At 38.7% G+C, this 12,273-nt stretch carries 10 protein-coding genes; all 10 read right to left on the bottom strand.

What is annotated here, in order from left to right:
* Positions 1–40: 40 nt before the first annotated feature.
* The gene (locus SPD89_RS12725; RefSeq protein WP_336262327.1) at positions 41–877 is read right to left on the bottom strand and encodes an ABC transporter permease; all 837 of its coding nucleotides are present in this window, start codon (positions 875–877) and stop codon (positions 41–43) included.
* Between the two features lie 19 nt (positions 878–896).
* The gene (locus tag SPD89_RS12720) at positions 897–1,841 is read right to left on the bottom strand and encodes an ABC transporter permease (protein WP_336262326.1); all 945 of its coding nucleotides are present in this window, start codon (positions 1,839–1,841) and stop codon (positions 897–899) included.
* 86 nt (positions 1,842–1,927) lie between these two features.
* Positions 1,928–3,538, bottom strand: a complete 1,611-nt coding sequence (locus SPD89_RS12715) for an ABC transporter substrate-binding protein (RefSeq protein WP_336262325.1) — start codon at positions 3,536–3,538, stop codon at positions 1,928–1,930.
* 51 nt (positions 3,539–3,589) lie between these two features.
* A complete protein-coding gene (locus SPD89_RS12710) occupies positions 3,590–4,360 on the bottom strand; it encodes a cyclase family protein (RefSeq protein WP_336262324.1) in 771 nt (256 codons plus the stop codon).
* A gap of 129 nt (positions 4,361–4,489) precedes the next feature.
* A complete protein-coding gene (locus tag SPD89_RS12705) occupies positions 4,490–5,398 on the bottom strand; it encodes a fumarylacetoacetate hydrolase family protein (RefSeq protein WP_336262323.1) in 909 nt (302 codons plus the stop codon).
* Between the two features lie 137 nt (positions 5,399–5,535).
* On the bottom strand, positions 5,536–6,435 hold the full coding sequence (locus SPD89_RS12700) for an ABC transporter permease (protein ID WP_336262322.1): 900 nt from the start codon (positions 6,433–6,435) through the stop codon (positions 5,536–5,538).
* A gap of 56 nt (positions 6,436–6,491) precedes the next feature.
* Positions 6,492–7,421, bottom strand: a complete 930-nt coding sequence (locus SPD89_RS12695) for an ABC transporter permease (protein ID WP_336262321.1) — start codon at positions 7,419–7,421, stop codon at positions 6,492–6,494.
* Between the two features lie 14 nt (positions 7,422–7,435).
* A complete protein-coding gene (locus tag SPD89_RS12690) occupies positions 7,436–9,469 on the bottom strand; it encodes an ABC transporter ATP-binding protein (protein WP_336262320.1) in 2,034 nt (677 codons plus the stop codon).
* Between the two features lie 258 nt (positions 9,470–9,727).
* Complete coding sequence (locus SPD89_RS12685) at positions 9,728–10,960, bottom strand: M24 family metallopeptidase (RefSeq protein ID WP_336262319.1); 1,233 nt, start codon at positions 10,958–10,960, stop codon at positions 9,728–9,730.
* A gap of 31 nt (positions 10,961–10,991) precedes the next feature.
* Positions 10,992–12,215: a M24 family metallopeptidase gene (locus SPD89_RS12680; RefSeq protein WP_336262318.1), complete on the bottom strand. Its 1,224-nt coding sequence runs from the start codon at positions 12,213–12,215 to the stop codon at positions 10,992–10,994.
* Positions 12,216–12,273 lie beyond the last annotated feature (58 nt).

The following is a 12,273-nucleotide window of genomic DNA, read 5'->3' as shown; positions in this document are numbered from 1 at the left end:
GCCCCCTCCAACATCTATGAACAATATGCTGACCTTCACTCTATCCTTTTAGTTTAGGATCAATAGCCACTCTTAACCCATCGCCAACAAAATTCCCTGCCATCACCGTCAAGGCTGTGGCAATACCTGGGTACACAATTAACCACGGATTTAAATTAATCAAACTATAGGCCTGTTCAATCATGCTTCCCCAACTAATTTGTGGAGATTGCGCACCCATTCCCAAGAAGCTAAGTGACGTCTCAGTTAAAACGGCAAAACTAATGTTAACGGAAGCTTGAACGAGTATGGGAGGCAAAATATTAGGAATAATATGTTTATACATCGTCCAAAGTGGACCAGCTCCAGAAATTTTAGCTGCCTCTACATATGGTTCTGTTCGTATTTGTAAAGTCTGCCCCCTGGCTAAACGCGCAAATTGTGGAATGGAAACGATACCAATCGCAATCATTGCATTCCATAAACTAATTCCTAAAGCGGCGGTTATCCCTAAGGCAAGTAGAATTCCTGGGATGGCCATAATTGCATCAATGATTCTCATAAATATATCATCAACCAGACCACCAATATAACCTGCCATGATACCTAATGGTACACCAATAAAAAGTGGAATTAGGATAGCAAAAATACTCGCTTGAATCGCTGTTCTCGTACCCATCATAACTTGACTAAAAATATCTTTTCCTAAATTATCGGTGCCTAGCCAATGCGATAAACTAGGGTTAGCTAATACATTTACCAAATCCTGTTGATTCGGATCATACGGTACAATGAAAGGGGCAAATATCGCCACGACAGAGAGCATTACTAAAAAAATAAAACTTATAAAAGCAATCCGCTCCTGCTTAAATCGATGAAATACTTCCTTTATGCTCATCCGATACCCCCGTTCTAATTTAATATTCGATGCGCGGATCTAATATGGCATAGATGATATCTGTTATGAAATTGATGATAATCACTAACATAATTAATATTAAGATGACACCTTGAAGAATCATAAAATCCCTTTGTAAAATTGCATTGACAGCCAGTTGTCCCACGCCTGGAATAGCAAAGATCGTTTCGATTACAACGGTTCCACCAATTGCGTTGCCAAATCCAATCCCAATCGTGGTCACTACTGGTAACATGGCATTTCGTAGCCCATGACTAAAAATCGCCTTCCATCTGCTATTGCCTTTTGAGTATGCAGTACGAACATAGTCTGATTCCATAACTTCTAATAAAGAAGAACGTAAATGCCGCGTAATGACCGCAATCCCAATCGCCCCTAAGGAGATTGCTGGCAGCATAACCGTTTTTAAAAAACCTCCTGGATTATCCGTAATATTCGTAAATCCTGTGGATGGGAACCAGCCCAAATGTAAGCTAAAAAGTATGACAAGCAACATAGCTATCCAAAAGTTTGGAAAGGATGCACCAACAATTGATACAAAACGCGCAAGATAATCTAGTAAATTATTTGGAAAATAGACGGATATAACAGCAAATAACATTCCAAAGCTAACGGAAATAATCGTTGATATCACTACAAGTTGCAGTGTCACTCCTAATCTGCCTATTACTGCGTCAAATACAGGCTCTCCTGTAAATAGCGACCTTCCTAAATCTCCTTGAACTGCATTTAAAAGCCAATCACCATATTGAATAATGATCGGTTTGTTTAATCCCATTTGCTCCTGCAGCTGTGCAATTTTTTCAGGAGTTGCATTTTCACCGAGCAAAGCTACTACTGGATCGCCTGGAATTAAAAGAATGAGCGAAAATACGACAAAGGTAGTAATTAACAATGTTGGAATCACATAGATTAGTCGTCGTAATAAATATTTAGTAAACATCTTCCTGCTTCCTTTCAGCAACAATTTGGTTTTCTACAATCGTAGCGGATGTTTTTAAAAAAATTGTGCATCAGTTATAAGGCAGGTTACTCCTCTATCCAAATACTATTGAAATTTGATTTTCCTAATCCATTTGCTGTAAATCCATGAACCTTGTCATTCAAGACATATATGATTGGAACGGACATAACTGGTATAATGTTTACTACTTCATCTAGGGCTTGCTTCCGATTAATTTCATGATATAGTTTTGCTCGTTCAGCTTGATCATTGGTTGAATTAGCAGCAACAATTAATTCATCAAATTCTGGGGTCGTCTGTTCTCCAGCATTAAAGAAGCTATCTGCAATGACCCAGATTTCCATTAACAAATGCGGATCGGGTTTGCCAGCTGTCCCTGATGACATGGCTTGCGATTCTTTCTCGGCCCACATTTTTTGATAAGCAGCAGTTCCTTCCATTGTTTCCGTTTCTACGGTAATGCCAATCTTAGCTAACTGCTCGGTAATAATATCTGTGAACATGGGTTCATAGAAATCTTGTTGACTGATGAGCATCGTAAACGAAGGATCCTCAACACCAGATTCTTCTAATAATTGTTTTGCTTTTTCAGGATCATATTCAATTTTCAAATCTGGATCGGCCGCCCAAAAGTCATTCGGAAAGATCTGATACAATGGTTCTCCATAGCCATTAGTAAGTGTATCCACAATAATGTCCCGATCAATTGCATGGGTAACCGCCTGTCTAAACTTTAAATTATCAAATGGTGGCATACTGGCATTGAAAACAATTGCTTTACTTCTATGAGATGAATTTGGCATTTCAAGCTTAATATTCTCCGCTGTTTCTAAACTATCGACACTAAACGGCGAAATTCCTGCAATAATATCAACTTCACCTGATTTTAGGGCATTGATACGTGTCGTTTCCTGCTGCATCACTTTAAAGATCAGCTTATCAATATATGGTTCTTCCTCTTTCCAATAATCTTCGTTCTTTTCATAAACAAGCTCCCCATTGGGAACATGACTAACAAATTTAAATGGTCCTGTACCAACAGGGTTCCGCTGAAATTCTTCTCCATCTTTTTCAATTGCAGCAGGGGAAGCAATTAACCCCGGACGTTCGGTCAAGGCTAATAGAATAGAGGCATCTGGTACAGATAAATGCAATTTCACTGTATGCGTATCGATGATCTCAACTTCTTCTACATGTCTTAAGTCTGGAATCACTGAATCCTCTGAGTTCGCACGCTCTATGTTAAATTTAACGGCTTCTGCATCAAAATCCGTTCCATCATGAAACTTTACACCTTTCTTTAGCTGAAGAACAATTGAGGTATCATCTGGAAATTCCCATGACTCCGCCAAACCAGGTTGTATTTCTAAGTCAGAATTATAGGTGACTAACGTATCGTAAATTCCCCAAACAAAAGGATAGTCATCTCCGCTAGTAGATAAAATCGGATCTAAATTGATAAAGTCTCCCGCCACACCAACTACCACTTCCCCGCCTGCTTGAGGCGCTTTAGCTTCAGCTTTCTCTGTATCTCCATCTTCTGTGTTTTCTTCTGCTTCAGTATCATTTTTATCCTGATTGTTCGAGCTTTCATTTGATTCTGAACATCCAACAGTAAACAGCAAAATCAATAAGAGCATCAGACTAAAAATTAATCCCTTTTTAAATGTAAACATTTTATCCCCCCTATAAATTCTTGAAACAGCCTTTTAAATCGTGCGTTGTTACTATTCAAAGATTGCTACTGGACGAGCCCATCCACCGCTTGCACCTTTAATTTTGATAGGAAATACTGCAACTTTAAATCCATGGGAAGTCGGTAATACATCTAAATTCGCTAATTTTTCTATTTGACAATATTCTTTTTCCTTTCCAACATAATGGGCAGCCCATAATACCCCTGAGCGAGGATGCTTTTTATATTCAGCCGTTTGAACATTAAATGGAATATCCCATCCCCATCCATCTGTCCCCATTACCTTTATCCCTTGATCGATTAGCCAACGTGTTGCTTCAGCTGAAGCACCAACATGACTGATAGCATAGTCTTTATCATATAACTTCTTATCCGCATCACATCGAATCATGACAATATCATAAGGTTTTAGTTGATAGTTCATCTCATCTAGCTTTTCTTGAATATCTTTCGATGAAACTTCATACCCTGTAGGCTTATCGGAAAAATCTAGTACAACCCCATCTCCGTAGAACCATTCTAATGGTATTTCATCAATTTTGCGTGCGGGTTTCCCTTCAGAAGTTGGCCAGTAATGCCACGGAGCATCAACATGGGTACCTGTATGTGTACTCAAGCGAACCATTTCTGACGCCCATGCTTTTTTCTCAGGAAAATCTTCCGGTTCAACTCCAAAAGCAGCTGCAGCCCCAATCGCTCCTTGTTCATGGTCATAATAAGTTATTTCTGGTGGTGTTGGTTCTTTAGAATGAACATCTAACGGTACACTCAAATCAATAATTCGCAATGCATCTCTACTCATATTTTTATATCCCCATTCATCATTTCCAGCATAAAAGGAAACGCTTTCATTAAATTACAAACTTTCGTTCTGTTTTTTTGTCACAACTACAATTCTTTCCTTAATAATTGAACAAAATCGCACTTTGATTTATACAATTAGATTTTTTAACTTTCCTAGCTGTTGCACTTCAAGCTCCACGACATCATCTGGCTGAAGCCAGCGTTGTTCATCTTCAGGTAATTCTGCGATACAACCCCAGCCTACTGTACCTGAGCCGATGATATCACCAGGATACAAGGTAACACTGTCGGAAGCCCGTTCAATCATTTCCCCAAAGCTGTAATAAATCTCATTCCAATTTCCAGAAGTATATCGTTTACCATTTACGCTTGCTTTCATTTCTAAATCATAGCTTTTACCACTTTTAAATTGCTTGATTTCATCCTTCGTTACAATATAAGGTCCAATTGCAGTCGCAAAGTCTTTTCCTTTTGCAGGTCCTAAACCTACTGACATTTCTTGTCCCTGTAAATCACGAGCTGAAAAGTCATTTAATATAGTAAAACCAAAAATATAGTCATCCGCCTCCTCCGCTTTTATATTTATACCTTGTTTTCCTATCACACAGGCAATTTCTAACTCGAAATCAAGATTGTTTGTTTTATTAGGAACTTTCACTTCTGCATTTGGACCAAGCATTACGTGGTGATTTGAAAAATAAAATACAGGAATGGTATACCACTGCTCGGGCACTTGCGCACCGATCTTTTTTCTTGAATTATCGACATGTTTTTCAAAAGCCATATAGTCCCTAAAGCTCGTCGGGTTTGGCAATGGAGCTTGTAATTGAACTTCATCAAGTGTGAAGTTTGCATCCTTTTCTAACAGCTTCATGCGATTAATCACTTTCGTATATTGCTCCTGCTTTTGCAGAAACATTAGCATACTATTAGGCACTTCCCCATTACTCGCCAAATGTAAGTCAATCACGCCATTCCCTACCAGTAGACCTGCCCTTATTTCTCCCTGAGGATTTCTAAATGTTACAAACCTCATATATGTCCCTCCTCTTCGATCTTTTTAATATTACTTAAATTTCATTTTATTTTGAATTTATACAATAGTAAAGTTAATTAAATGTACAACGTTGTAAATAAAATTAACGATAAATCTGTTTATGCTTTGTGAAGCGATCATAAAGAAAGCTTTGGATCCCAAAAGTCCCTTAAGGCATCACCTAATAAATTTAATGCTAAAACAAGCAGGGCAAGTGCCAAACCGGGAAAAATGACAAGCCATGGTGCTGTTTCCATATAACGACTTGCATTACTAAGCATCAATCCCCATGAAGGATTTGGCGGTGGCGTGCCTATTCCTAAAAAACTTAATGATGCCTCAGCGATAATCGCAGCACCAAATCCCAAACTTGCAACAACAATAATCGGAGCAAGCATATTAGGAAGTCCATGCTTTAGGAGAATCCGAAACGGATTAGCTCCAATCGCTCGAGAGGCTTCGACAAAGTTCATTTCCCTTACTCTCAACATCTCTCCCCGAACGATTCTCGCAAATTGCGGTATGGAGATAATTACAATTGCAATAATCACATTTTGTACCGCTGGGCCTAAAAGCGAAGCAATAAACAGCGCCAAAATCAATGCTGGAATTGCCAAAATCGCATCCATTATTCGTTGAATAACCATATCGATAATCCCACCAAAATATCCAGAAACTAAACCTAGTATGGTGCCAATAACAATTGCTAGCAAAATAGAACCAAAGCCAACGAGTATTGAAATCCTTGCACCATAAACAATCCGACTAAAGACGTCACGTCCTAAATCGTCCGTTCCCATGATGTGCTCGGCATTTGGCCCTGTTAAAATTGCCTCCCGATTTTGCGAGATTGGATCATATGGCGCTATCACAGGAGCAAATATCGCAATCGCAATCATCACGAGTATAATAAGAATGGAAACAAAACCAATTTTTTGCGTAATAATAAAATGCTTACAATCATGAAGAAATTTCAAAAGCCTTGCGTGCTTCTTAACAACTACTTGTTGCTCGGTTTCGATTTGAACGGATTGCATAAGTCACTTCCTCTCTAGGATAAATGCATACAGATTAATAATTACGGATTCGAGGATCAATCCAGCCATAAGTAATATCTACAAGCAAATTCACAAGTAAAAACATTGCACCGAAGATAAGAACGGAAGCTTGAACAATTGGGATAATCTCTTGAATTTACCGCTTCAAAAATCAAGTTTCCCAAGCCGGGAAGAGAAAAAATAGATTCAATAACAACAGCCCCACCTAAAAGGGTTCCAATTTGTAAGCCAATAATCGTAATAACTGAAATGAGAGAATTTCGAAGGGAATGTTTATAAACAACAATACTTTCTTTTACACCTTTTGAACGAACGGTACGAATAAAGTCTGCATGCATGATCTCTAAAACAGACGAACGTGTCATCCGTACAATACTTGCACAAAGTGTAATTGCCAAACAAAAAGCAGGGAGGAGCATTTGTTGCATATTTACAATCGGATTTGCTGTGAAAGATTGATAGCCTAGTGGTGGAATCCAATTAAATACTAATGATAGGAGCAAGAGTAAGACTAAACCAATCCAAAAGTTAGGTATGGAAATTCCTCCTATCGACACAATCCGTAATAGGTGGTCTGTCCATGTGTTATGTTTTACTGCAGAAATCACTCCAATAGGAATCCCTATGAAGATTGCAATTATCGATGATAAAAAGGTGAGTTCAAGCGTAACTGGAAGACGTGCTGCAATCATTTCCGTCACGGATCGATTGGACCAAAGTGATTTTCCAAAATCGCCTTGAAATATTCCTTTTAACCAATCCATGAATTGACTGACAATACTTTTATCCAATCCTAACTCTGTTTTTAAAGCAGCAATTTGCGCTTCCGATACATTACTGGCATCTGCAAGCTGGAGCATAACTACATCACCAGGGATTGCTCTCATGACAACAAAAATAAATATCACCATGATAAATAAAACGATTCCCCCATAAAGTAATCGTCGAAAAATATACTCTACCAATTCGCTCACCTCTTTCAATATAAATGACAAGATACGAAATGACTGGCATCTACTTCTCTTAATTTGGGCTTCATTTGTTTACATACATCCATTACAAGTGGACAACGCGTATGAAACTTGCACCCTAAAGGCGGATTAGCTGGACTTGGAACTTCTCCCTCTAAAATGATTCTCTCTCGTTTTCCATCTGGCTTTGGAACAGGAATAGCAGAAATAAGCGCCTGTGAATATGGATGTAGAGGCTTATGAAATAAGGTCTCTGATTCCGCTACTTCAACAATTTCTCCTAAATACATTACAGAGATGCGATCAGATATATACTTAACAACATTTAAATCATGTGAAATGAAAAGATAGGAAAGCCCCATTTTTCTTTGTAAATCCTTTAATAAATTAAGAATTTGAGCTTGTACGGATACATCCAGCGCGGAAACAGCTTCATCACAAATTAATAAATCCGGTTCCGTAGCCAACGCACGGGCGATTCCGATTCGTTGTCTCTGCCCTCCAGAAAATTGATGGGGAAACTTTTGAATATCGTCCTTTGACAAGCCAACTATCTCTAACAATTCAGCAATGCGATTATACTTTTCTTTTCCACTCGCTATCCCATGTACTTCTAATGGTTCGCCAATAATATCCGCAATCATCATACGTGGATTTAGTGAACTGTATGGATCTTGGAATACCATTTGCGTGCGTTGTCTAAACTTTTTTAATGGTTGATGCTTCATTGTTTTTAAGTCCTGTCCGGCAAATGTAACTTCTCCTTCTGTCAAATGCAGTAAATTCATCAATAAACGTCCAACCGTTGATTTTCCACACCCAGATTCTCCAACTAAACCATGTGTTTCTCCTTGAGAAATATGAAGAGAGACACCATCAACAGCACGAACATGACCAACTGTTCGCGAAAATATCCCCTTCGTAATCGGAAAATACTTTTTAATATTTTTCGCTGCTAATAATACCTCTTGCTTACCTTGTGTTGTATCAATTTCTTCATAAACAGATGCCATTTCCTCATCTGCTGTTTTGTTGATTGAAATCCATTCTTGTTGTGCCATTTTCGGATCATTTAGCCAGCATTTACTCATATGGTTTTTATCAGTAGCAAATATTGGCGGTTCTTCTATGCGACATTTTTCACTTGCGAATGGACACCGGGGATGAAAACGGCAGCCCGTTGGTAAATTCGTTAAGCTCGGAACACTTCCCTTAATCGTTTGCAATCTTTCGTTTCTATCTGTTTCTAATCTTGGGATACTTTGCAGTAATGCTTTCGTGTAGGGATGTTCAGGGTGTGAAAATAACGATTTCACATCAGCTTGTTCAACGATTTGTCCTGCATACATAACGACTACACGATCTGCCATTTCCGCAACAACACCAAGATCATGAGTTATTAAAAATATTGCCGTGCCTAATTCCGACTGTAATTTTTTTAGCAATTCAATGATTTGCGCTTGAACAGTTACATCTAATGCCGTTGTAGGTTCATCGGCAATTAATAAGCTCGGATGACATGCCAAGGCAATCGCAATCATAACCCTTTGCCTTTGACCACCGGATAATTGATGCGGATAATTTTGTAAGCGATTCTCTACATCAGGAAATCCAACAAGACGTAATAATTCTGCTGCACGTTGATGATACTCATGATTTGAAAGATCTTCATGGACCTTTAAAGCTTCAATAATTTGATTTCCAATCGTATAAACCGGGTCTAGACATGACATAGGATCCTGAAAAATCATAGAAATTTCTTTTCCTCGCATCTTGCGAATCTCTTCATCTGTCATTTTTGTTAAATTTGCTTGATTATACCGTATGGTTCCTGATGATATTTTCCCTGTGTTCTCTAGTAATCTTATAATTGATAAACCAGAAACACTTTTACCCGAACCTGATTCTCCAACAAGCGCAACTGTTTCTCCTTTAGCAATATTGAAAGATACATTATTAATTGCCTCAAGATTCCCTGTCCGGGTTTGAAATACGGTTGACATTTCATTTACCTGCAGTAATGCCGTTGAATCTTTTACCACTCTTTCCCCTCCTTTTCTAAACGACACGATTGAATATTCTTATGAGATAGAGATTAGTGGCTGGGACATAACTCTTTTTAAGCCCGGCAAATCCGAACAGACTTGAGCGAATAATCGCCCTGGAAAAATAGCACACGATTCTTTTTTTTCGTTAGTTATGTCCCGCCTCCATATCTGTTTACATTGCTTGATAGGACTATATCTTATTGATACGAGGTGAAATAAATATAAACCCCGAAAAAATTTATGCTTTTCTAATTACAGAATGATTAGCTCGTCTACAGGGAACTTATTAAATGTTTCAAAGCCGTTATCTGTCATAGCACCAGTAGATCCCATCCAATATGCCTTTTGTGTATTTGGTACTTTTAACCAAACATGGAGCGTAATCGTCATTCCCTTTTCTAATGTTTTATCCTTGTCTGCTTCTGCAAAAGCCTCACTCCAGCTTCCTGGTAATACTCCCATTTGCGGGCGGTGCATCTGATTACTCCATCCACCTACTACTGTGTTTCCTGCTTGTTCAAATCCTGCATCTGCTATCGGCTGCAAAAATTTACTTACCTCATGTCCTTTCATACCGACTTTAAGACCTGCTAGTAAATCTTGGTAAACCTTAGCAGCTGTTTCTTGCATCCGAATATAGTCCTTATCTGGTTCACCTACAAAAAATAGTGGCCACATTTTATTAGAATACGTTGTTCCATAACCTAAAGTAAGCTCCGCCTGAATTAAATTATGTTCTTTAATGACATTGTTGGTTGGATAAAATGCCGGATCGTAACTAGGCGGATTGAAAGAATCTTTAGCAGCTACACTTATAAATGGATACGTTGCACCGTGTCTAGCTGCCAATGCGAAAACTGCTCTTTGCAAATCACGTTCCTCTCGTCCTGGTCTTGTTGTTTGCACGAGCTCATGATACGCTAAATCATTTATTTTTGCCGCTTTTATCAACACTTCTAACTCTTCTTCACTTTTTATCAGACGCAAATCATCAAACCAAGTCGTAGCATTTACAATATCTGCATCAGGGAACGTTTGTAGAAGCAAATCATATTGCTCTTTATAAAGCGTATAGCCTACCGCATTTGTATTCCCCGGTCCTACTATGCCAATCCTTCCCCTTTCAGCATGAAGCTCCTTCATTATTTCAAAAGCTTTTAATAGTGCCGGTCCCCCTTCTTCGTAGCTGCGTATATCCTGAACATACGAAAGCTGTAATGCGTTCTCAATTTGGATCGGGACAGCTAGAGTGAGTGATGGCTCACCTTCATAAGGAAAAACTAAAAAGCTTTCCATACTCCAAGCGTAACCAGCTAGCCATGAAAGGTTTACCTGCCCGACAGAATTACCTACATTCCCAGCTCCGTGAATTAAAAGGATATCAATATCATTTTCCGCCATTTTTTCACGAACCCTTTTAAAGCGACTTTCGTGTTCCTCATCTGAAAAATATGGAAAAGCATCACTTACAGCAGATCTTCCCATGATAATCCTCCTCAAATTATAATTTTTTTCGTTATCTTCCTACTACGCGTAATTGATCTACGGGATAATTATTTAAAATTTCAATCCCTTTTTCCGTCATCACACCTGACGCACCTATCCACAAACCTTTATTCGTTTCCGGGATGCGAAGCCAAACATTAACAGTTAATGCTAAACCTGGTGTAAGTTTAAAATCCAAATCCCCTTCAGCTGCAGCCTTACTTAATTGATTACTTGGCAATGTCCCCATAAAAGGACGAGTGACCATCATACTCCAACCACTAACAAGGAAAAACGCAGGTTGTTCATATTCTGCTTCCTCAATAGGCTGAAGTAATTCATTTACTTCCCTTCCTGTCATGCCGGGTTTAAGACGAGAAATCGTATCTTGATATACTTTTGATGCAGTTTCAAACATACGCAAATATTCATCCGTAGGCTCCCCAACAAAGAAACTACCCCATACCTTATTCCAATAATTCCCATAACCGAAAACAAATTCTGTTAAAATAATGCTCTGATTGCGCACGGGTCTTGTTGAAGGATAAAATTCAGGATAGCAATCTTCTGGATCAAGCATATTTATCGCACTAAGATGTGCAAATGGATAGGTTAAACCATGCCGTGCTGCCATTACATCGACGTTGCGTCTTAAATCTCGATTGGTAAGTCCTGGTCTTACATAATGAATCAGATCTTCCATAATAAGATCATTCATTTTGGCAGATTTTCTTAAATACGCAATTTCTTCCTCACTTTTATACAAACGTAAATCATCAAACCAATTTGTCGCATTTTCCAATTGCGCATCTGGAAGCATCGATATAACCGTTTGGTAATTTTCAACATACAATGTGATTCCCGCACCACTAGAGCCGCCAGGTCCTACTAGACCGATTCTTCCTTTTTCTAATTTTAACTCCTTAATCCTTCCAATGGCTTCCCCTAGAGACCAGCCGGAACGAATATCCTTCACATAGGAGAAATCTCTAGCATTTCTAATATGAAAAGGTACTGCAAGACACATCGTTGGCTCACCATCATACGGTACGACAAGGAAGGTTTCCATCACCGCTGCATAACCCGTTAGATAAGTAAGGTTCACTTGACCCGGACTATTGCCTATACCTTGACTACCATGAACAAGCAATACATCAAGGTTATTTTCTCTCATTTTCTCCCGTACCTTTGCATACCTGTTAGCCATTTCTGCATCGGAAAAATACGCAAAAGCATCTGTTAAGAAAGGTTCCATTTATATAACTCCTTTACGTAAAATCTCACTAATCAAGCTGTAAAATATGTTCGAATTA

Source organism: Pseudogracilibacillus sp. SO30301A (genome assembly GCF_037072025.1).
GTDB lineage: Bacteria > Bacillota > Bacilli > Bacillales > Amphibacillaceae > Pseudogracilibacillus.
Note: the sequence above shows the minus strand (reverse complement) of the source record. Positions and strands in the feature narration are given on the sequence as shown.

Excerpts from the sequence above, each read along its gene's own strand:
- SPD89_RS12680 (WP_336262318.1), bottom strand. The coding sequence starts at position 12,215 with ATGGAACCTTTCTTAACAGATGCTTTTGCGTATTTTTCCGATGCAGAA.
- SPD89_RS12720 (WP_336262326.1), bottom strand. The coding sequence starts at position 1,841 with ATGTTTACTAAATATTTATTACGACGACTAATCTATGTGATTCCAACA.
- SPD89_RS12725 (WP_336262327.1), bottom strand. The coding sequence starts at position 877 with ATGAGCATAAAGGAAGTATTTCATCGATTTAAGCAGGAGCGGATTGCT.
- SPD89_RS12710 (WP_336262324.1), bottom strand. The coding sequence starts at position 4,360 with ATGAGTAGAGATGCATTGCGAATTATTGATTTGAGTGTACCGTTAGAT.
- SPD89_RS12715 (WP_336262325.1), bottom strand. The coding sequence starts at position 3,538 with ATGTTTACATTTAAAAAGGGATTAATTTTTAGTCTGATGCTCTTATTG.
- SPD89_RS12685 (WP_336262319.1), bottom strand. The coding sequence starts at position 10,960 with ATGGGAAGATCTGCTGTAAGTGATGCTTTTCCATATTTTTCAGATGAG.
- SPD89_RS12705 (WP_336262323.1), bottom strand. The coding sequence starts at position 5,398 with ATGAGGTTTGTAACATTTAGAAATCCTCAGGGAGAAATAAGGGCAGGT.
- SPD89_RS12700 (WP_336262322.1), bottom strand. The coding sequence starts at position 6,435 with ATGCAATCCGTTCAAATCGAAACCGAGCAACAAGTAGTTGTTAAGAAG.